Here is a 20,250-nt window from a genome sequence, read left to right on the forward strand (position 1 = left end):
CCTTACGGTGCGCTGAGTCCAACGCTCGCGAATGCCGCTTGCGCGCGCGCTTCGGTGAGCGTCGCCGCGAATGCCAGGGCAGATGCAGGTGCAGAAACGCCAACGCCGATCGCGAAGCGACCGTATGACTGCAGCGCGTGCGGAATCGGAGCCACCACGTGCGCACCTGTCACGGAGCGCAACTCGGATACCTGCTGGATGGCAATATCTGCACGACCGTCGACCACGGCTTCAGCGGTGAGACCTGCGGGAAAGTGCACGGCACGCTCGTCGATAATGTCGAGCAGGTTACGTTCGCGCAGCACTTTCATGAAATGAATACCGCTGGCGCCAGAGAGCGTGTACGCGACTCGAAAGTCGCAAAGATACTGAAGAAATTCCTCTTCGGTATCTGAAGCAGGCGCCCGTGTGTCAGTTAGCCGCGCGAACCCGACGGCCGAGACTGCGATGTCAGAAACGGTTTCCTCATCGAGAATGCCCTGAGCTGCTAGGTCATGCGCGGAAGCCGAAACGCCCAGAAACAAATCAGGACGCTCGCCGCCAGCGATCTTGTCGAGCAGCACAGTGGTCGGCTCAAACGTTGCCACGACGCGATCACCCGTAGCGGCTTCGAACGCTGGAATAAGTTCTTCAACGAGCGGCTGTCGAACGACGAGTCCGCTGTATAGCGTGATCATGCTTTGGGCTCCTGAGGGGGCTGAGGCTGCAGGGCAGCGAGGTGTTGCGTCGTTAGGGGTGCGGTGCGCATCCCTGATGTGAGGAAGAAGATTTGCGCGGTGTGTTCGAGTTCTTCGAGCGCATCCAACGCCGAGTCGAGGTCAGCGCCGGCAATCACTGGCCCGTGGTTGCGCAACAACAGCGCGTGCGAGCGCGTGGCAGCTCGCTGGACGGCACGGGTCGCTGCCTTATCGCCTGGCGCAAAGTACGGTAGGACCTGCAGTGGCGCAACGCGCATTCCGTAGTACGCGGTGAGCGGTGGCAGCGCGTCATCTTGGTCAAGATCAGCCAGGCAGGATAGCGCAGCAGCGTGCACCGAGTGCGTATGCACGATTGCGTGCGCCGACGGTCGAGCCCGAAGAACGGCAACGTGCAAAAACGCCTCTTTTGTCGGTGGAGGACCTTCGAGATGACGACCCTCACCATCGAGCACAGATAGATCGGTGCTCGAGACATCGGCCAGGCTCACACCTGTTGGGGTCACCAAAATGCGATCTCCTTCGCGTACCGCCAGATTGCCCGTACGACCATGAGTGAGCCCGCGCCTGTGGATAGAGTGTGCCACGCGTTCGACAGTTTTACGTAGGTCAGTCATCGCTTGCATCTCCCACAACGGAGGTGAACATGTCGATGTCACCAAAGTTTCCTGACTTCAGCACGAGGTGCACGCCATGGGTCACGTCATGAATCCAGGGCGCACCTACGGCAGCCTCATCCCCCACAACAGCAACCGTGGTTCCGAGTTCACGGATCACTGCGCCCGACGTCTCACCACCTGCGACGAGCATGCGCTGAACCCCACGGCACGCCAGTCCGTGGGCGACGATTCCTGCCACTTGTTCGTACAGCTCACCGGCCTCTGGCAGTTCGTCATTGCGTTCTTCGTCCGAGCTTGACGAGTAAATCAGCGCGGAGATTTCTGCGGGCTGTTTATCCCACCACGTCAACGCTGCCTCAGCCAGTTCCAATGCCGTCTGGCCTGGTTCTGCAATGACGCGGTGCGAGGGTCCACCAGATGTCTGAAACGCGGCAATCTGCTCAAGAGTCCGTCGCGAACAACTTCCAGCGATGATCGCGGTGCGTCCGGCGGGCGGTGCGGAAATTGTGCGGCCGGATGCGAACTGACGTCCGGCAATTGCACCGATGAGACCGGCAGACCCGGCGGTCAGCACTGCGGTGTCTACAGCTTCGGCGATTGCCGCGAGATCGGCGGCGTCAACGGCATCTGCGATCACGTGTGCAATACCTGCGCTCTCGGCTGCGGTGATCGTGGCGCGTGCTACAGCCGCTCCAGCATGCACTGCAGAAAGCGGCAGCGTTGTGACAGTGCCCTGCACCTGCGGAGTGAGCAGGCTCACGAGGTTCGAGTCTCGCATCGGCGTGATCGGATGGTGCGCCATGTGCGTCTCATGCAACGGAACGTTAAAGACGTACAGATTTCCGTCACTCACGGTGCGCCCGTGGATGGGGGCCGCAGGGGTCGTCACCACCGTCGACACTCCCAGAGCCTGGGCGAGCGCCTCAGTGACGGGCCCGATGTTCCCCTCATCCGTTGAATCGAACGTCGAGCAGTACTTGAAGTAAAAGCGCGTGGCGCCAGCGTCCTGCAACGTACGTAGCGCCACCAGGCTCGTCGCTACGGCGTCAGCCACCGGGATCGAGCGGGTCTTCAGGCCAGTCACGATGGCGTCAGCATCTCCCGTGACGGGAGTTTCTGCATTGAGGGTAAGCAGCGTTCGCAGGCCCTCGCGGCTGAGGGCCGCAGCCACATCGGTTGCACCCGTCACATCATCAGCAATGACGCCAATCATCGTGGTGATCCCTCGATCACGGCGCGCAAGCGCGAAGCGGCAACACTCGGACCGTCGAGGACAGGCACGGTGATATGGTCACGCAGCACCTCGGCCGCGGGAGCGAGTGAATACTGAGCGAGCACGACCACGTCGTAGGGCTCGCTCGCCGCAGAAATAGCGGCGCCCAGGTGGGCGGCTAGCTCGGCAACGGCGAGAGGTTTGGCCGCGGCGGGCACCACGATGGGATGGATGGAGGTCGCCGCGCCTGCAGCTGCAAAGGCAGCCTTAAGGCGCGCGGTGCTGTCTTCAGCCGCTGACTCCAGAGACGCGACGAGGAGAACGCTCGCGGGTGAGAGCGCTACAGTGTCTTCGAAAAGCGGTCCGTCCGCGGAAAACACGGCAACACCGTCGGTTGCGGGGTCACGGTAGTCGGCGCGCACGCCGTATTGGGAGCACGTCAGCAAGATACCGTCCGCCCCGCCAGCGAGGGCGGACTCGATCAGAACGTCCATGCGAGCAGCGAGTGGTGCGGTCATCTCCCCTTGCTGCTTCAGATCGGAAAGCAGATGGTCGTCAAGAAGATTCCACACCGTGCTGTTCGGAATTGCCGCGCTCACCGCGGCTGCTGCCGGTGCAATGGCCAGCGTTGTCGCACTAATCAGGGCGATTTTCACGGCGTTCACTGGGTAATCCTTTCGATCCAGTTGAGGCCTTCGTCAGTGTCGCCGACGGGACCATACTCGCAACCAACCCATCCGGAGTAGCCGCTGGCGGCAATCCGTGCAAGCACCTGCTCGTACGCAATTTCCCCTGTTCCGGGCTCGCCTCGGCCGGGATTATCCGCAATCTGTACGTGCTTGACCAGTGGGGCAAGCCGCTCGAATCGCTCGATCACGTTGCCGCGGTCGGCCTGTGCGTGATAGACGTCGAACAGCACGCCCACGGTGCCAGGGTCAACGGCTTCAGCTACCGCGGCCGCCGTCTCCATCGAAGCCAAGCCATAGGTTGGCTGCTCGCGCTTGTTGATCGCTTCGAGCACGATGTGAACGCCAGCCGCGCGAGCCTGCGCTGCAGCCCAGCCAATGTTGGTGACGTATGCCGCAAAGGCGAACTCCGGGTCCACTTCCGCGGGATGCAGGCCAGCCATCACGTGGACGATGGGGTTGCCGAGCACATCTGCGTAGTGGAGTGCCCGCTCGACGCCCTCACGAAATACGGTCTGAGCGGATGGCACATACGCTGTGCCCATGGCGGTAGCGGAACCCGCAGGACCACCGGGGGTGTTGATCAGCGCCTGCGTGAGGCCGGCGTTATCGAGCAACTCTCGCACGCGCGCAGCAGGGAGCTCGTAGGGGGATGCAAATTCAACCCCCGTGAAACCTGCAGCCGCAGCCGCGTCAAAACGTGCTTCGAAGGGCAGCTCGGTGTACATCCATTTGAGGTTGGCTGCCAGCCGGAGCTGGCCGCCCGATGTCTGGATGATCATGCTACGTCTTCTCGGTATGCCGGATTCACAACGAACTGTGCATCGCCCCCAGCCAGAACGCTGATCACGTTGGCTGCGGCCATACGACCAGACTCGCCACGCGCTTCACGGGTTGCGCCCGCGACGTGGGTCGTGGCGAGGATGCCAGGCGTGTGCAGAAGCCCACTGTCTGCAGGCAGGGGTTCCTGCTCGAACACGTCCAGAGCTGCGCCGCCAATCACACCGGCGCGAACAGCGTCGACAACGGCCGCTTCATCAACAATGCCGCCACGAGCCGTGTTAACCAGAACCGCGTCGTTCTTCATGGAACGCAAGCGCTCCGCATTGATGAGGTTTCGCGTCGAGTCATCGAGGAACAGATGCAGCGTCACGAAATCGGCCTGCGAAAGAACGTCGTCAAGCTCCGCACGGGCAATATTGTGTGCTGAAGCGAATTCGTCGTCGAAGTACGGGTCATAGGCGATGACCTTCATGCCGAAACCCGCGGCAATCGTGGCCACGGCCTTGCCGATGGATCCGAGACCCAACACTCCCAACGTCGCGCCACGGAGCTCGCGGCCCGTGAGCTGCTGCCAGGTCCCTGCTCTCAGGTTGGTGACGTTCTCGGGAACACGACGGGCAACACCCAACATGAGTGCGAAAACGTGTTCGGCAACGGCCTGACGATTAGCGCCCGCCGTGACACAGACTGGAACACCCTGAATCGTTGCTGCTTCCACGTCAACGCTGTCGTACCCGACACCCGTTCGTACGACGATCTGCAAGTTCGGAGCGCTGGCAAGATCGTTCGCTGTCAGCGGCTGAGTTCCCGCGATGATGGCGCGCGTTGAGGCCAAGATCGCACGACGGTCTACCTCAGAATAGGCAGCAAGGTTCGGCTCGTGGCGCGTCGACAGACCGGCACCACGCAGCAGTTTGTCTACCTCGTCGCCCGGGTTGAGGAACGCGGTAGTGATTATGACATCGTGGGACGTGGTGTTTTCGCTCACCAGATTCCTCCTTGATACTCAGAGGCGGTGAATGCACCGCCGTGATACTGGGGGGCAGGAACATCAAAGTCGACGTCCTGCGCGTGCTCCGCCGCATTGTCTTGCGGGGTGAATCCGATAGCAGCCCAACCGGCCCGCGCATCCCACCAGCCATCGGCGTTTGCCGAGACACCATAAACAACTTGGCATCCCACAGGACCGTTTTCAATCGCGCAGCGAGTCAGCTCAATGCCATCTCGCCAGCTCAACCACAGCGCAAGTTGGCGCACATCTTCGGGCTCGGGACGGAACGTTCCGATGCGCAATAACACCGATTCCACTCCCCACTTGTCGTAGTACAGGCTCGCCAGTGCCTCGCCAAACGCTTTCGAAACGCCGTAGTAGGAGTCTGGGCGAATCGAAGCGCTCTCGTCGAGACGTTCGGAGGCAGGGTGAAACCCGATGATGTGGTTGGAACTGGCAAACACGATACGGCGCACTCCCGCGCGGCGCGCTGCCTCGTAGACGTTGTATGTGCCGTCAATGTTGGCTTCGCGGATGCGTTCGAATGACGCTTCGTCTGCGACAGCTCCAAGGTGCACGATCACGTCGATGCCTTGGGCAGCCGCGGTCAGGGCTTGCATGTCGCTGAGGTCACCGACGACGACCTCTTCGTGTGCGAAGAGGTGTTCGACCGGTTCGCTGCGCACGTATAGGACCACGCGTTCATAGTTCCCCGCGAGTCCTTCGCGAATCACGCGGCCCATGCGGCCAGCGCCTCCTGTATAGAGGACGGAAGTCATGATTGTCCTTTCATCCGGCGTCGGCGCAGCCGATGCTGCGGTCCACCTCGGCGCTCAGTGCGTCGGCAAAGAAACTGATCTGGGCGCGCTGTTCTCGCAGGCGCTGCACCTCACCATCGACAATGCTGAGGCCGACATCATGGCCGGGCAGCAGAGTCGCGCTCGTGTCGGTCAGAAGCGAACGCAAGCGATCGATCGTGCGAACGCTCGCGTCTTCGTCCATGGTGGAGTCAACGTGCGCGGTGGCCAGCTCATGAATGTTTTTCACTGAGTCCCCCGCAAAAATGAGGGACTGCTCAGCGCACTCAGTGAAGAATGCCAGGTGATGAGGCGTGTGACCCGGGGCGGCAATCGCGTGGATTCCTGGCAGCACCTCTTGCCCCGGCCGCATCCGTTCGACACGCTCGGTGCGGCGCATGAGCTCTTGCACATGCAGGTCAGGGATGAACTTGGTTCCTGCTGGCTGCTCTGCCGCCCATGCCAGTTCCTGCTCGCCCACCCAGGTGACGGCGTTCTGGAACATCGTAAAATTTGCGACGTGATCCCAGTGCATGTGGGTCAGCAATACGTCCGTGATGTCTGCCGAAGTCAGCCCCAGACGTTCAAGTGACTCGTGAATCAGAGGAATGTAGGCGGGCTGCCCCGCATCGACCAGTACACGGCGTGTGCCATCGTCTAGGAGCCAGAGGCTGCTCCAGCCAAAGGCGCCGTGCGAGCTGGACTTGCCGGGAAACCCTTCAACGAGAGGGTGAGCGGTATACCGCGCCGCGGCCTGCTTCATCTGCTCCATCGCATCTCCTTCCAATACTATTGACTATAGTATTGGATTCTCACTGGTTTGTCCATGAGCGCTGCCGCCGACTTAGCTCCCCAAAAGTCGCTCCGTAGCACCGAGAACGTGCAGGCGCATCGCTTCTGCCGCACTGTCCGCATCGCCCGCCACGATCGCATCGAAGATCGCACCGTGCTCGGGCGCTGCCTGACGTGCTCCCGTGCGACCAAACTTGGAAAAGAGTCGGAACCGCTGAATCTGGCCGCTGAGCGCCGCGTACGCGAGTGCCAAGAACTGGTTACCCGACTGTTCCGCGATCAGCGTGTGAAACTGGTTATCCGAGCGCCAATACAGGTCAAAACCTTCGGTCTCCATGTCAGCCGCATCCGCTGACTGTTCGAACTCGTTCAGGCTCTCACGCAACGCGGCAAGAAACTCAGGCGTGATTCGCAACGCGGCGCAGTAGGCGAGACGGGGCTCCAGCACAAGACGCGCTTCCTTCAGCTGCTCGACTTCGGCGCGCGTCATCATTGGTGCGACGCGGTACCCACGAAGCGCCTCACGCTGAACAAGGCCCGTGTACTCCAAGCGCGCGAGCGCCTCACGCAGCGGCGTCTGACTGACATCGAGCTCGCGAGAGAGTGCGCCAATGTTCAGACTCTCGCCCGCTCCGCGCTCCCCCGACATGAACTGATGTAGCAACACGTCGTACATTTGATCTGCGATCGGTTTTCTCGCTGACTTGCGCTCGGCCATTAGCTCTCCCTTGCGTCGACACCCTCAATCAGGTTTGAGCCTACCGCCCGCGCGCTGCGGCCCCCTGACTAACGGTCCAACACGACGGCGATGTGTTCAAAGTCCACGCGCCGAATCTATCGACCAGTAGCCGTGTGGACACGCTCCTCGGCGTTTGCGGGCTTTACGTGTCGACCGACTCCTTTGCGCCGCCTCGGTCCTCGCACCGGGTTGGGCCCGAAGCTTGCTGAGAACGCGGCCGTCCAGGAACTTCGTCAACGTCTGACAACCTTCGCGCCAGGGACTCAGAGAGCAGAATGCTCAGTTCTTTATCGAGCCAAGAGAGTTTCGAAACGCTCGATTTCGGCGTTCTGAGACGACGAACGAAGCGCAATGGACGCCATAAAATCTGGCTCGAGTTTGCCGTCAGAGTTTTCTAAGAGTGGGCAAAAGGTGGGCAAAAACGGATTTTTCATGGTCTGACCACAGAACAAATACCTGGTCAGAAGGCAAAAAAGGCTGTGCCCCTGGAGGGATTCGAACCCCCAACCTGCTCCTTAGGACGGAGTTGCTCTTCCGTTGAGCTACAGAGGCTGGCGCTACGAGTGTAGTCGAGTCAGGCACTCGGATGCCGAAGGCGACCGGCCCGGACTCAGTGCGATTCGCTGGTCGGCTCGCCAGCGAGCTCAGGGATCGGCCACTTCAGCGGATTGAGGTCTGGTTCGAGCCACTGCTCGCGACCCGAAGCAATCCGCCCGGCAGAATAGAAATGCTTGATGATCGACTTACCGAACAGCTCAGGCGCCGCATCAACATCTCCTACCGAGGAGATGAGCTCGAACCAGGCTCGCGTGAGGGTGACGTGGAACGCATCCGGCTTGCCAGCCCGAACAGCGAGCGCCTTTATCCCGATAGTGAGCAGTTCAAGCCCATCAGCCTTGCCGTAGTGGCGAGCGAGGCCCCACGCTACACGGACATGGTTTTCATGAGAAAACTCTGCGGGAGAAATCTTGCCAGCCTCAAAGGCGGCAACGAGTTCGGTGTTGTTCATAGGCGCACATTCACCGCGCACTCCAAGCGGATGCTACTGCCCAGGTGGGTAAAGGAACGCCTCAACATCAACAGAAGCAAGCGTGCGCTGGCTGTAGACGCGGTTCACGTAGTTGTACTCTTCGAGCAAAACAGTGCCGTCGGCATTTACTGCCTTGACGTAAGCGACGTGGTTATCCCAACCGAACCAGGCAACAGAACCGACCACGGGGGTGGCGCTGACTGTCCAGCCGTGGGCATCCCAAGCGGCCTTCCACTGCGATGCGTTTCCGCCGTTCGGAGTCAGGTCAGCCCACGCCCAACGGAAGGGTGCCGAGAACGAACCGACATCGCGGTTCAGACGCCACGCCACAAAGTCGGTGCACTGGCGGTAGTAGTAGTTGAGAGGAGACAGGTTGTAGCCCGCTGTCGCCCACGGGTAATCGTCGCCCAACGCTCGAGCGCCCGATGCTGCGTAAACCGCGTTGGCCGAAGCAAGTGCGGTTTGCTGACGGATGAGAGCCAAATCTTCAGGCGAGGTCGCCTCGAATTGGTCGCGCTTCAGCTCAGGAAGAGTGAGGTCTGCGCTGACAGTAAGCGACTGGACGCTTACCGTGGCAGCATCTGAAACCTCGGCAGAAGCGACAACCGAACCCTCATCAGCAAAGAGGCCACTCTCTGCGTAAGCCGGCAACCCTGCGACCGCAAAAAGCCCGCCGATGACAACCATTGACGCCATAGCTCGCACGGGGTTGCGGCGAGCGCGCTTTGGCGAACCGGTACGTGGTCGCGCCACCGCACGATTCGCAGCTTTCGCTACGGGGCTGGACGCAGCAACGTTTGAGCGCACCACAGCATCGGGAGCAATCGGAATCTCGGGCACGACCGCTGGCGCCTGGATGACTGCCGAAATCTGCGGCGCCTTTTCCACTGTTGGCTGTGCACTCGGAGATTTTGCTACCGCCGTGTGCTTCGCGGCAGCCGCGTCACGGGCAGCACGCGCTTCGCGTCGCGAAAGAAATACTGGTGCATTGCTGTCGGCTTCTCCCGCGGGGACGCCGAGAGCATCCGAGCTATCAGAGGGCAAGCGCGACAAACGAAAACCTAACAGTTAAGAGAAATCGAGACAGATCTAGGGAAAGTCTCGGGCTACGGGAATAATCACAACAGCATAACAGTTATGCGGCTGGAGCCAAATATTCTTCCCAATCTGGGAGTGCCCTTTCAATTCCCCTCACAAGCCACGCGCTCGTGTGTGGTGGGCGCGGCTTAATCAGCAGGCGCCACTTCATCTCAGCAGGGGTGCGATTGCTCTTGATGTTATTGCAGCGCAGGCAACACGCCACCAAGTTTTCCCACGAGTCTTCGCCCCCTCGCGACCGCGGCATTATGTGGTCAATGGTGTTCGCCGAGCCGCCGCAATAGCCACAGCGGTGGCCATCTCGGCGCAAAACTCCCCGACGGGACACTGGCAGTCTTCTCGCAGAAGGAATGCGCACATAATTTCGCAGGATGATCACCGACGGGCGATCCCACGATCCGCTTGAACCCCACACCGGATGCTCCGAATCGGCAGCAATGATCGTCGCCTTCTGATTCAAAACGAGCACAATCGCTCGCTTGAAAGACACGACCGCGAGCGGTTCGTAGCCGGCGTTCAGTACCAAAGTACGCATTGTCATCCTCTCGAAAGAGCCTGCACGGCTTGCAGGCAATCGACTTCCTTGAGGCTCAGCGAATGGGAGGCAGAAAACAAAAAGGCACCGTCGAAAGACGATGCCTAGTGATTCAGCGCGCGAAAACTGCCGCGCACAATACTGCTGTGTCGTATGTAGAAGTGGGCACGCGCGTCCACGGTTTGAACGCTGCACCTACTCAACATGCGATTCTCCGGTTCATTCGTGAACTCCAAGAGCTACAGGCTAACCCAATTTTTGGCACCTTTTGCACGGAGGCGCGCCGCACAGAATGACAAGACGGTTACGTCTTGGTAAACACGAGATTCAGAGAACTAGACGCGCGGCTTCTCAACGAAAATGTGAACGGCAACCTCGTTTGGAAGTTCGAGCCCCTCACCAAATCCTTCGACGGTGACCGCAACATAGGAGTCGGCGGCAGAGAACGTTGCCGTCTTGCCTGGCATCACGCCGGCATTGAACAGTTGCTGCAACAGTTCTGGTTCGAACTGCACAGGCTCTCCGAGTCGACGGATGAGCCCCGAAACTGGTGCAGTTGTCTCCGCAACCAAATCAACGATGTTCACCATTCCCGCGCTGAAGGAGGGAGCAGCGACGCCACCCAACTCTTCAAGGCCAGGGATCGGATTGCCGTAGGGCGACTCAGTGGGGTGATCAAGCATTTCGATGAGCTTGCGCTCAACCTGCTCGCTCATCACATGTTCCCAGCGGCACGCCTCATCGTGAACCAGAGCCCAATCGAGCCCAATAACGTCAGCGAGCAGTCGCTCAGCGAGACGGTGCTTGCGCATCACGTGCGTGGCACGGCGGCGGCCTTCCGCAGTAAATTCGAGGTGACGGTCGCCTTCAACAACGACGAGGCCGTCACGTTCCATGCGGCCGATAGTTTGCGAAACGGTTGGCCCAGAGTGGCCGAGCCGTTCAGAGATGCGTGCCCGCAACGGAACGATGTTCTCTTCTTCAAGGTCAAGAATCGTGCGCAGGTACATCTCGGTGGTGTCAACGAGATCGGTCATGAAATAAGACTAGCCCGAATGGGCCAATAGAATCGGACGCATGGCAAGCCTGACGATTCCCAATGACCTCCTTCCCGCCGATGGACGATTCGGATGCGGCCCATCCAAGGTGCGCCCAGAACAGATCGAATATCTTGCGTCAGCCGCCCACACAATCCTCGGCACCTCTCACCGTCAGGCACCCGTTCGCGACCTCGTCGGCCGCGTACGTGCGGGGCTTGGCGACCTGTTCCAGATTCCTGACGGCTACGAAGTTGTCCTCGGAAATGGTGGCTCGACCGCCTTCTGGGATGCCGCAGCCTTCGCCCTCATCGAACGTCGCAGCGCCCACCTTTCCTTCGGAGAGTTCGGGTCAAAGTTTGCGAAAGCGGCCGCAGCACCCCACCTCGAATCGCCTCATGTCGTGAACGCCCCGGGCGGGTCGTTCGCTGAACTCGACGAAATCAATGGCGCCGATGTGTTCGCGTATCCCCACAACGAGACCTCAACCGGCGTTATGGCTCCTGTTCGCCGCTTTGATGACAGCAGCGTGCTCACCGTTGTTGATGCCACAAGCGCTGCAGGCGGCATCCAGTTTGATGCCAGTCAGGCTGATGTCTATTACTTCGCACCGCAAAAAAACTTTGCGTCGGACGGCGGGCTATGGTTTGCGCTCTTCTCGCCCGCTGCGATCGAACGCGTCGAGCGTATCGCTGCTTCGGGTCGCTACATCCCCGAGTTCTTGTCGCTCAAGAATGCGGTCGACAATTCACGCCTCAACCAGACGCTGAACACCCCGGCACTCAGTACTTTGCTGCTCCTCGAGAACCAGATCGATTGGATCAACGGCAACGGCGGCCTTGCATGGGCAGATGCTCGCACCCGTGAATCCTCGTCAGTTCTCTATGACTGGGCTTCGGCAAGCGACGTTGCCACGCCCTTCGTCATCAACCCGGAGCACCGCTCGCAGGTTGTTGTCACGATCGATTTCGATGATGCCATCGATGCTTCGGCAATCGACAAGACGCTGCGAGCCAACGGCATTGTTGACACCAACCCGTATCGCAAACTCGGTCGCAACCAGCTGCGCGTTGCCACCTTCGTTGCGATCGAACCGGATGACGTACGCAAGTTGGTCTCATCGATCGACTTTGTGATCGCCAATAGCCACTAGCCTGAAACCGTGCGTATCTGGCTCAAAGACTCGGAACGACGGCCCGACCCCCAGCCGGTCGAGACTGACGACCGCAAGGCGATGCTCGTTGGCATTGTCGCGTGGGTCATTGCTCTTGCCGTTTTGTTGCTCTTTATCGAGCCATTGAATGCTGCCGGTAACCTGTGGTGGTTGTGGACAGCGGTCGCAGGACTCGTGCTTGGGCTAATCGGACTCGTCTACACGCACGTCAGGCGTGGCAAGGGTTCACGCTAGGCGCGAAGTGCTACTCGTCATCGTCTAGATCGTCGTCGTCATCGAGGGCGTCGTCGTCGTCAGACTCTTCGTCATCATCCGAATCGTCGTCGTCATCATTGTCCGATTCGTCGTCGTCATCATCGCTCGAATCGTCGAGGTCGTCGACGCTCACGCCGTCGTGGTCTCCGCCACGAAGTGCACCAGTGTCGTAATCGTCGTCGTCTTCGTCGTCAGCCACATCGTCGATATCGACACCATCTAGATCGCCACCGTGTAAGACGGCGGAGTCAAAATCGTCGTCTTCGTCTTCGTCGTCGTCAAGGTCGTCGTCACCGACGACTTCGTCCGACTCCGCCTTCTCTGCACCTGCGGCATCCGTTGCTGCTTGCGCAGCCTTGTAGTCAGCAAGTCGTTCAGACCACGGAACCCAGTCTGGCGAAAGCAGTGCGCCTTCGGCCGGCATGAGCTCTGCTTCGAGAACCGTTGGCTCAGCGCCCTCTACGTGGGCGATGCTGACGGTCCAATTCCAGCCCGGATAGCCTGGCATGGCCGAGGCAAAGATCACCGAGACGGTGCCTTCGCTTTCGACCTGCTCACCGACGAGTGCACCAATCGACGCATCGTTAGTGATCTCGAGGAGTGCCCCTCGAGCAAGCTTTTCGTACTGGCTATTAGGCATCTAGTTCGTCCGCTACCTTTCGCAGCATTGAAGCAATTTTGGCGCCGTGCGCCTTGTCTGGGTAACGACCCCGCTTGAGACCAGAACCGATGCCGTCCATGAGCTTGACCAAATCTTCAATGATCACGGCCATATCATCGGCTGGTTTGCGATTGAGCTTGCTCATGCTCGCAGGAGCATCCATGACGCGCACGGAGAGCGCCTGAGCACCCTTCTTGCCGTCAGCAATGCCGAACTCGAGGCGCGTACCCGCCTTTACCCCTGTCGTGCCCGCAGGCAGCGCAGAGGCATGCAAGAAGACCTCTTGGCCTTCATCACTCATGATGAAGCCAAAACCCTTCTCGTCATCGTAAAACTTAACCTTGCCGGTGGGCATGGGCATGCTCCTTCGTATCGTGACTCAAGCTTAGAACGTAAACGGGCGCGTATCCTTGTCAACGTGACAAATCATTCAACTGAACGCGACCTTCGTATCGAGCGTGTGCTCGCCTACCTCGTCGCCATCTCGATCGCACTCGCCGTGATTAGCTTTGTCGCCGTAGTTGTTGCCACCGCAGCTGGTCTCAGCGATTTCGACACAGGTGCGTGGCCCGCAGTCATCACTATGCCCTACTTTGCTCTCCCGTTGGGCGTGGTTTTCATCATCACCCTCCTGGTGCTGAATGGGCGCCGCCGCCAACGCGAATATCGGAATGGCCACAATTAGCGACGCTGCTCTTCTGCTCGCTGCTCAACTGCGCGCACTAGACGATAGTCAACTCCTTCACTTGCTGCGCTCGCGCGTTGTTCGCAGCAACACAGTCAGCGACTTCTTTGACCTCGCGGATGCCCTACAGCAAACGACGTCACTAGAGCGGGTTCTTCGCACTCTTGACCGCCCAACCTTGGCGACAATCGCAGTTATTGCCGATACGACTTCGCTGACGGCGGAAGATGTTGCGGCTGCCCTCGGCAGCTTCGGCACCGACCCCGTTGCTGTGCAGTCACGCCTGGATCGCCTAGTTGAGCATGCGTTGCTGATTTTCCGTGGCGGTCGCTACAGCGCCCCAGACGGCGTTATCGACCATCTCGCTGGGTGGCCGTTCGATGATCTGCCTTCTACTGGCGAGTTGCTCGATACAGCTCCCCCGTCGACGCTCACTTCTGTTGAACCGTCTGAGCGTGCCTCCCTCGATCGCATTGCGGCCGAGAATGCGTTCTCGACCACCAATGAGGTAACCGAGCTTCTCAACCAGCTTCGCAGTTCTCCTGTGCGTGATCTTGCCCGCGGCGGAGTATCGCTGCCTGACTCAAAGCGCCTCGCCGTATCAATGTCTGTGCCGCTTGAGAAAGTTGCCGGGCTAGTCGATATTGCCGAGCGTGCCGGTCTGGTCGCAACAACCAACGCTCAATGGATGCCCACCGCTAACGCCACCGAGTGGATGTCGCGCTCGGCAGATCAGCGCTGGCTACAGCTTGCTGAAGCGTGGCATCAGGGTGTGCCAGAGGAGATCCGCACCATCTTGGCCGACCGCACTCACAGCTTCTGGGGTGACGGAGTTGAAGCGTATGTTCGCTGGTTGTTTCCTGCCGGCGTGGAGTGGATGCTCGAAAAAGTGCGGCGCTACAGCCGTGACGCACAATTGCTTGGCGTGACGGCGGAGAGGCTCCCGAGCACGGCAGGCATTGCGCTTCTCACTCAAACCCCGGCCGATGCTGCAGCCGCGATGGCTGCACTGTTTCCGAACGAAGTGCACCACGTGTATGTGCAGCCCGATCTCACTGTTATTTCGCCGGGACCTCTTGCGCCACAGCTCGATGCGCGCTTGCGCACTATTGCCGATGTCGAAACTCGAGCTTTGGCATCCACGTATCGGATTTCGCCGTCAAGCCTTCATCACGCGATGACTCTGGGCGAAACGCTCGAAGGAATGCGCGAATTCTTGGCCGAGATTTCGTTGACTGGTGTTCCGCAACCGGTCGAATACTTGCTTGCTGAGGCAGCGTCACGGCATGGGCTGGTTCGGGTTGGTGTTCACGGGTCTGTCGGCAGCTACGTCACCTCACCAGACAGGTTGTTGCTGCAGTCGATCGCTGTTGACCCCAACTTTGGTCCGTTTGGGTTGCGACATGAGGCCGACCGTTTGGTCGCGCGTTTTGGTGTCGAGCAGCTGTTTTGGGCTCTCAGCGACGCCCGGTATCCGGTCGCGGCAGAAGACAGCACTGGCAAGATTTTGTCGCTTCGGCGTGATCAGGTGAGCGATGTGAACGAGGCAGAAGCTCAGGATCCGCAGCCGCAGCAATTGTTGGCGAAGCTTCGCAACGGCCAAGGTGGCGCTACGGGCGATGAGGATCAGGCCTGGCTGTCTCGACAGATCGAGGTCGCTATTCGCAACAAGCTGTTGCTCAAGGTCACAGTGAAAATGCCGGACGGTCGAGAGGTTGTGTACACGCTCGAACCGTCAACGGTGGCAGCGGGGCGGATGCGCGGTCTCGACCGTGGGGCAGACATCGAACGCACCCTGCCGCTGTCGAGCATCATCGGGGTTGAGGCAACGACCGAACGCTAGGCTTGCGGGCGTAGGCTAGGTCGGATGAACACAGCACCCGACGGACCTCTCATCGTGCAGTCTGACCGCACGGTTTTGCTTGAGGTAGCGCACCCTCTTGCAGAAGACGCACGTCACGATTTGGCTGTCTTTGCTGAGCTAGAGCGTGCGCCAGAACACATCCATACCTATCGCATTACGCGATTGGGGCTGTGGAATGCGCGCGCCGCTGGCCATGATGCTGATGCCATGTTGGAGACCCTCGAGAAGTATTCGAAGTTTCCGATTCCGCAGAGTGTCAGCGTTGATATCGCTGAGACTGTTGGGCGCTATGGTCGCCTGGTCATCAACCGCGACGATGACGGCGCTCTCACTCTGACGGCAATTGATCCCGCTGTTTTGCGCGAAATTACGCGCGGAAAAAAGGTTGCGAGTCTCTTGTTCGAGCGTCGCGGCGAGCACACTTTTGTCGTGCAGTCGTGGGCTCGTGGTCAGCTCAAGCAAGAACTTTTGAAGTTGGGCTGGCCAGCAGAAGACAACGCTGGCTACACGCCGGGCACTCCCCACGAGATGGAGTTGGATGCTGCGGGCTGGGGTCTGCGCGAGTACCAGCAGCACGCCATCGACAATTTCTTCCACCACGGTTCTGGCGTTGTTGTCTTGCCCTGTGGTGCCGGCAAAACGCTCGTGGGTTTGGGCGCCATGGCCCAAAGCAAGACCACAACCCTGATTTTGGTCACAAATACGGTTTCGGCGCGACAGTGGCGTGCCGAAATTTTGAAGCGAACGACTCTCACAGAAGAGGAAGTTGGTGAGTATTCGGGCCAGGTGAAAGAGATTTTGCCTGTGACGATTGCGACTTACCAAATTCTCACCGCGAAGCGTAAGGGTGAGTATGCCCACCTTGCGCTGTTGGATGCTCTCGACTGGGGTCTTGTCATTTATGACGAGGTGCATTTGCTTCCCGCCCCCGTCTTCAAGCTGACGGCCGACCTGCAGGCACGACGCCGCCTCGGCCTCACCGCCACTCTCGTGCGCGAAGACGGTCGCGAAGGTGACGTGTTCTCCCTCATCGGTCCCAAGCGCTTTGATGCGCCGTGGAAAGAGATCGAGGCTCAAGGCTTCATCTCTCCCGCGAGTTGCTTCGAGGTTCGGGTAGATCTTCCGGAGAACCAGCGTCTTGAATATGCGGCATCCGCTGACGACGAGCGATACCGACTTGCTGCAACGGCCCCAGCAAAGACCGAGGTTGTGCGAGCGCTGGTAAAGAAGCACGCCGGCGAACGGATTCTCGTGATCGGGCAATACCTCGATCAGATTGATGATCTCGCCGAACAGCTGAATGCGCCGCAACTGACTGGCGCTACGTCCGTTGTGGAACGTGAACGCCTCTACCAAGAATTTCGCGAAGGCATCACGAAGATATTGGTCGTCTCCAAAGTCGCCAACTTCTCTGTTGATCTACCCGAAGCGACTGTTGCCATCCAAGTCAGTGGCTCCTTTGGCTCCCGGCAAGAAGAAGCCCAGCGCCTTGGCCGCCTCTTGCGCCCCAAGGAGAGTGGCCTGCCCGCCAACTTCTACACGCTCGTTGCGCGCGACACTGTTGACCAGGACTTCGCACAGAACCGCCAGCGGTTCCTCGCCGAGCAGGGTTACAGCTACACGATTCTAGATGCCGCCGACCTGACGTAAGCCACGCTTCAGACTTTTGCTTGGCGAGTCGTGAGCGATTCGCGGATGAGCCCAACGCTCACACAGAGGAGCAACGCCACAACACTCAGCGCCATAAGGGACATGGCCGCTAGGCCGACGCTCACGGGCCACATCGGGGTCATCCCGTCAACGCTTCCCCACCCGGTGCCGTTCGAGTGCGCATAATTTGCGATGAACGCGGTTGCGAGAAACGACAATGCCCCAATACCAAATGCGATTAGTGTGCACCGAACTAGTCGTGTCATCACGCGTCTCCCCTCACCCGAAATCCCGTATACCCACCCTATGCTTAAAATTAATTAATACTCAAGGAAAGTTTGAGTGAACAACGTGCCGACACGCCTATGCTCATCAGCCAACGTTCAGGAAACACGCAGATACTAAGGGCATGGCTGACGGACCCAAGATTCTGATTGTTGACGACGAACCCAACATTCGCGACCTACTCACTACGAGCCTGCGCTTCGCAGGATTTGCGGTGCGTGCGGTAGGGAGTGGGGCACAAACGATCTCGGCGGTTCTTGAAGAAGAACCCGACCTCATCATCCTCGACGTGATGTTGCCCGACATGAACGGGTTCGGGGTGACCAAGCGCTTGCGCGCCTCCGGGTACACCTCCCCCATCCTCTTTCTCACGGCGAAAGATGACACAGAAGACAAGATCACCGGCCTCACCGTCGGTGGCGATGACTATGTCACCAAGCCATTCAGTCTCGACGAGATCGTTGCCCGCATCAAAGCGATTCTTCGCCGCACCATGGCAGACGATGAAGAGACCATCATCCGTGCCGGTGACCTCACCATGGACCAGGACACCCACGAAGTAAGCATCGGCAGCGAGCAGATCGAACTCAGCCCCACCGAGTTCAAGCTGTTGCGCTATCTCATGCTGAACCCCAACCGCGTGCTCTCGAAGGCTCAAATTCTCGACCACGTCTGGGAATACGACTTCAACGGCGACGCCGGCATTGTTGAGAGCTACATTTCCTACCTCCGTCGCAAGCTCGACATTCACACCGAAGAGCCGCTCATCCAGACGAAGCGTGGCTTTGGTTACATGCTGAAGGCTGCAAAGGTCTGACCGAGTCAGGTGGCCGGTTCGATACGAAAACGTTGTCGAGCTGGCCATAACTGTTTCCCGATTCCCAGCCACGCGAGGTAGCGTTCACAATCATGCAGGAGAACATCCCAGACGCGTGGAGCCGCATCTCGCTTCGCACGAAAGTCACCGGAGTGACGGTTCTTCTGTTGACCATGGGGCTCCTCGTCGCCGGCGTCGGCACTGCCGCCGTATTACGCGACTACCTGCTGCAGCAAACTGACGAAAAAATTAGCGCAGCAGCCGACGGACTTGATGGCCGCATCCAGTACACCGGAACAGCACGCGACCCCCAGTGCAGTGTCTCTCGACTGCCAAACGATCTCTACTTTGCAGTGCTCAATCATGACGGCAGCATGCGCTGCAACAGTCGTGAAGAGGATGCCGCCCGCCCCGTTCTTGAGGGTCTCACGATTGCTGTCGCCAGCCAGCAAACGTCGGCATTTACCCTGCCAAGCACCTCTATCGGAGGGCAGTGGCGAGTCATTGCCTACCCCGCTGCCAGCACTATCGGCATCGATTTTGTGACCATCGTGATCGCCCGAGATTTGGGCGACTCAAACGCCATCGTCGCCCGCTATGCCGCGATCTTTCTGTTCTTCGGACTGACAGTGGTGATTGTCGGTGGCGCCCTGACACGTCTTCTTGTTACCTCCACGTTTTCCCCTCTGCGCGAAGTGGAAGCGACCGCTGCCCGTTTTGCCGACGGAGACTTCGACCAACGACTATCCGGCGCGACTCCCAATACTGAAGTGGGGCGGCTCAATCGTTCCCTCAACTCGATGCTTGGTCGAATCGATCGTGCCTTTGCTGATCGCGCGCGGACCATCGACCAGATGCGCCGCTTTGTCGGCGACGCCAGCCATGAACTGCGCACTCCCCTTGTGACAGTGCGCGGCTATGCGGAGCTGTACCGCATGGGCGCGATCACCAAGCCCGACGATGTTCTGCAGGCAATGGAACGCATCGAAAAGGAAGCCATCCGCATGGGTGGGCTCGTAGAAGACCTGCTCGAGTTGGCCCGCATCGATGAAACCAAGCCGCTGCAACTCACCGAGGTCGATCTTTTGCCGCTCGCAAACGACGCTGCATTGGATGCTCGTGCCTCCGCTGGCCGTGTCGTGAATGTCATCAACACTCACCCCACCATTAGCGCTCACCCCGTCGTTAAGCCAGACCCAGATTCAGCCGCTGACGCCGACACAGCAACCAAGGCGATTACGTTGCCTGAGAGCTCCCACCCGCAACCGAGTACGCCACCGCGCGGGGTTGCTGCACTGGCAACAGGTCCCATCGCCGCCGCCGGTGCACGGCTCTCCCGCCTTGCCTCACGCAAAAAATCAGTTGCGGTGGCCAAAGCTGCGGCTCGAATCACCCAAATCTCTGCACCGCCAGCGAAGGATCTTCACGCCGTTGTCATGGCTGAAGAAAACAAGATTCGCCAAGTGCTCACCAACCTTGTGACCAACGCCCTGCGTTTCGCTTCTCCCGATACTCCCGTCGAGATCGGTGTCGGGGTTGACCGCGAACGACAGCTCGCGGTGCTTTCCGTCATCGACCACGGTGAGGGCATCCCCGAACAGATTCGCGACAAAGTTTTTGAACGGTTCTGGCGCGCCGACAGCTCACGAAACCGTGACACTGGCGGCAGCGGCCTTGGCCTCGCCATCGTCTCGGCAATCGTGCACGCCCACAAAGGCACCGTGCAAGCGCTTGAGACCCCCGGAGGAGGCGCAACCTTCCGCGTTGAACTTCCTCTCCTCCCCAGCGAACCTGACGCGCCTGAGGCAACCGAAGAGGATTAGGCTGCGCGAGCATCGGTATC

23 protein-coding genes and 1 tRNA gene are annotated in these 20,250 nt (G+C 59.5%); 7 read left to right on the top strand and 17 right to left on the bottom strand.

Annotated elements, in window-relative coordinates; genetic code table 11:
• Window positions 1–2 precede the first annotated feature (2 nt).
• The 14 genes from ACOH1Z_RS04530 to ACOH1Z_RS04595 all read right to left on the bottom strand — a co-directional run bounded on the left by ACOH1Z_RS04530 (window position 3) and on the right by ACOH1Z_RS04595 (window position 11,016).
• Window positions 3–677, bottom strand: a complete 675-nt coding sequence (locus ACOH1Z_RS04530; protein WP_449647277.1) for a substrate-binding domain-containing protein — start codon at window positions 675–677, stop codon at window positions 3–5.
• On the bottom strand, window positions 674–1,312 hold the full coding sequence (locus ACOH1Z_RS04535) for a class II aldolase/adducin family protein (RefSeq protein WP_449647278.1): 639 nt from the start codon (window positions 1,310–1,312) through the stop codon (window positions 674–676). The genes ACOH1Z_RS04530 and ACOH1Z_RS04535 overlap by 4 nt, the downstream gene beginning before the upstream one ends.
• Window positions 1,305–2,528 (bottom strand): 3-oxo-tetronate kinase, encoded by a 1,224-nt coding sequence (gene otnK, locus ACOH1Z_RS04540; protein WP_449647279.1) that lies wholly within the window; start codon window positions 2,526–2,528, stop codon window positions 1,305–1,307. The genes ACOH1Z_RS04535 and otnK overlap by 8 nt, the downstream gene beginning before the upstream one ends.
• Window positions 2,525–3,193 carry a hypothetical protein gene (locus ACOH1Z_RS04545; protein ID WP_449647280.1) on the bottom strand — a complete coding sequence of 223 codons (669 nt, stop codon included), beginning with the start codon at window positions 3,191–3,193 and terminating at the stop codon, window positions 2,525–2,527. Before ACOH1Z_RS04545 ends, otnK begins: the two co-directional genes overlap by 4 nt.
• Window positions 3,190–3,996: a hydroxypyruvate isomerase family protein gene (locus ACOH1Z_RS04550; protein ID WP_449647281.1), complete on the bottom strand. Its 807-nt coding sequence runs from the start codon at window positions 3,994–3,996 to the stop codon at window positions 3,190–3,192. Before ACOH1Z_RS04550 ends, ACOH1Z_RS04545 begins: the two co-directional genes overlap by 4 nt.
• A complete protein-coding gene (locus ACOH1Z_RS04555) occupies window positions 3,993–4,985 on the bottom strand; it encodes a phosphoglycerate dehydrogenase (RefSeq protein ID WP_449647282.1) in 993 nt (330 codons plus the stop codon). Before ACOH1Z_RS04555 ends, ACOH1Z_RS04550 begins: the two co-directional genes overlap by 4 nt.
• On the bottom strand, window positions 4,982–5,767 hold the full coding sequence (locus tag ACOH1Z_RS04560) for an NAD-dependent epimerase/dehydratase family protein (RefSeq protein WP_449647283.1): 786 nt from the start codon (window positions 5,765–5,767) through the stop codon (window positions 4,982–4,984). Before ACOH1Z_RS04560 ends, ACOH1Z_RS04555 begins: the two co-directional genes overlap by 4 nt.
• Window positions 5,768–5,777: 10 nt before the next feature.
• Window positions 5,778–6,557, bottom strand: a complete 780-nt coding sequence (locus ACOH1Z_RS04565) for an MBL fold metallo-hydrolase (protein WP_449647284.1) — start codon at window positions 6,555–6,557, stop codon at window positions 5,778–5,780.
• A gap of 72 nt (window positions 6,558–6,629) precedes the next feature.
• Window positions 6,630–7,295 carry a GntR family transcriptional regulator gene (locus ACOH1Z_RS04570; protein WP_449647285.1) on the bottom strand — a complete coding sequence of 222 codons (666 nt, stop codon included), beginning with the start codon at window positions 7,293–7,295 and terminating at the stop codon, window positions 6,630–6,632.
• Window positions 7,296–7,796: 501 nt separating this feature from the next.
• A tRNA-Arg gene (locus ACOH1Z_RS04575) sits at window positions 7,797–7,868 on the bottom strand.
• 58 nt (window positions 7,869–7,926) lie between these two features.
• Window positions 7,927–8,325 carry a hypothetical protein gene (locus tag ACOH1Z_RS04580; RefSeq protein ID WP_449647286.1) on the bottom strand — a complete coding sequence of 133 codons (399 nt, stop codon included), beginning with the start codon at window positions 8,323–8,325 and terminating at the stop codon, window positions 7,927–7,929.
• A gap of 33 nt (window positions 8,326–8,358) precedes the next feature.
• Window positions 8,359–9,399 (bottom strand): CHAP domain-containing protein, encoded by a 1,041-nt coding sequence (locus ACOH1Z_RS04585; RefSeq protein ID WP_449647287.1) that lies wholly within the window; start codon window positions 9,397–9,399, stop codon window positions 8,359–8,361.
• A gap of 82 nt (window positions 9,400–9,481) precedes the next feature.
• Window positions 9,482–9,979, bottom strand: a complete 498-nt coding sequence (locus ACOH1Z_RS04590) for an HNH endonuclease (protein WP_449647288.1) — start codon at window positions 9,977–9,979, stop codon at window positions 9,482–9,484.
• A 335-nt stretch (window positions 9,980–10,314) separates the two neighbouring features.
• Window positions 10,315–11,016 (bottom strand): iron-dependent transcriptional repressor DtxR, encoded by a 702-nt coding sequence (locus tag ACOH1Z_RS04595; protein WP_449647289.1) that lies wholly within the window; start codon window positions 11,014–11,016, stop codon window positions 10,315–10,317.
• A 40-nt stretch (window positions 11,017–11,056) separates the two neighbouring features.
• Here ACOH1Z_RS04595 and serC point away from each other — a divergent pair, with 40 nt between their 5' ends.
• A complete protein-coding gene (gene serC, locus ACOH1Z_RS04600) occupies window positions 11,057–12,169 on the top strand; it encodes a phosphoserine transaminase (RefSeq protein WP_449647290.1) in 1,113 nt (370 codons plus the stop codon).
• Between the two features lie 9 nt (window positions 12,170–12,178).
• Window positions 12,179–12,424 carry a DUF2530 domain-containing protein gene (locus ACOH1Z_RS04605; protein WP_449647291.1) on the top strand — a complete coding sequence of 82 codons (246 nt, stop codon included), beginning with the start codon at window positions 12,179–12,181 and terminating at the stop codon, window positions 12,422–12,424.
• Between the two features lie 10 nt (window positions 12,425–12,434).
• Here the strand turns inward: ACOH1Z_RS04605 and ACOH1Z_RS04610 are convergent, their stop codons facing one another.
• Both ACOH1Z_RS04610 and ACOH1Z_RS04615 read right to left on the bottom strand, forming a co-directional pair.
• Complete coding sequence (locus ACOH1Z_RS04610) at window positions 12,435–13,085, bottom strand: DUF3027 domain-containing protein (protein WP_449647292.1); 651 nt, start codon at window positions 13,083–13,085, stop codon at window positions 12,435–12,437.
• A complete protein-coding gene (locus ACOH1Z_RS04615; RefSeq protein ID WP_219950420.1) occupies window positions 13,078–13,461 on the bottom strand; it encodes a cold-shock protein in 384 nt (127 codons plus the stop codon). The genes ACOH1Z_RS04610 and ACOH1Z_RS04615 overlap by 8 nt, the downstream gene beginning before the upstream one ends.
• A gap of 63 nt (window positions 13,462–13,524) precedes the next feature.
• Here ACOH1Z_RS04615 and ACOH1Z_RS04620 point away from each other — a divergent pair, with 63 nt between their 5' ends.
• Genes ACOH1Z_RS04620 through ACOH1Z_RS04630 form a run of 3 tightly spaced genes read left to right on the top strand, consistent with a single transcriptional unit; the run spans window position 13,525 to window position 17,305 of the window.
• Window positions 13,525–13,791 (top strand): hypothetical protein, encoded by a 267-nt coding sequence (locus ACOH1Z_RS04620; protein ID WP_449625716.1) that lies wholly within the window; start codon window positions 13,525–13,527, stop codon window positions 13,789–13,791.
• A complete protein-coding gene (locus ACOH1Z_RS04625) occupies window positions 13,778–15,634 on the top strand; it encodes a helicase-associated domain-containing protein (protein WP_449647293.1) in 1,857 nt (618 codons plus the stop codon). Before ACOH1Z_RS04620 ends, ACOH1Z_RS04625 begins: the two co-directional genes overlap by 14 nt.
• Window positions 15,635–15,658: 24 nt before the next feature.
• Window positions 15,659–17,305: a DNA repair helicase XPB gene (locus tag ACOH1Z_RS04630; RefSeq protein WP_449647294.1), complete on the top strand. Its 1,647-nt coding sequence runs from the start codon at window positions 15,659–15,661 to the stop codon at window positions 17,303–17,305.
• Window positions 17,306–17,313: 8 nt separating this feature from the next.
• Here the strand turns inward: ACOH1Z_RS04630 and ACOH1Z_RS04635 are convergent, their stop codons facing one another.
• A complete protein-coding gene (locus ACOH1Z_RS04635) occupies window positions 17,314–17,574 on the bottom strand; it encodes a hypothetical protein (protein WP_449647295.1) in 261 nt (86 codons plus the stop codon).
• Between the two features lie 140 nt (window positions 17,575–17,714).
• Here ACOH1Z_RS04635 and ACOH1Z_RS04640 point away from each other — a divergent pair, with 140 nt between their 5' ends.
• Both ACOH1Z_RS04640 and ACOH1Z_RS04645 read left to right on the top strand, forming a co-directional pair.
• Window positions 17,715–18,407 carry a response regulator transcription factor gene (locus ACOH1Z_RS04640; RefSeq protein ID WP_449647296.1) on the top strand — a complete coding sequence of 231 codons (693 nt, stop codon included), beginning with the start codon at window positions 17,715–17,717 and terminating at the stop codon, window positions 18,405–18,407.
• A 92-nt stretch (window positions 18,408–18,499) separates the two neighbouring features.
• The gene (locus ACOH1Z_RS04645; RefSeq protein ID WP_449647297.1) at window positions 18,500–20,230 is read left to right on the top strand and encodes a sensor histidine kinase; all 1,731 of its coding nucleotides are present in this window, start codon (window positions 18,500–18,502) and stop codon (window positions 20,228–20,230) included.
• The last annotated feature ends 20 nt before the right edge of the window (window positions 20,231–20,250 follow it).

It is taken from the genome of Rhodoglobus sp., from assembly GCF_053580035.1.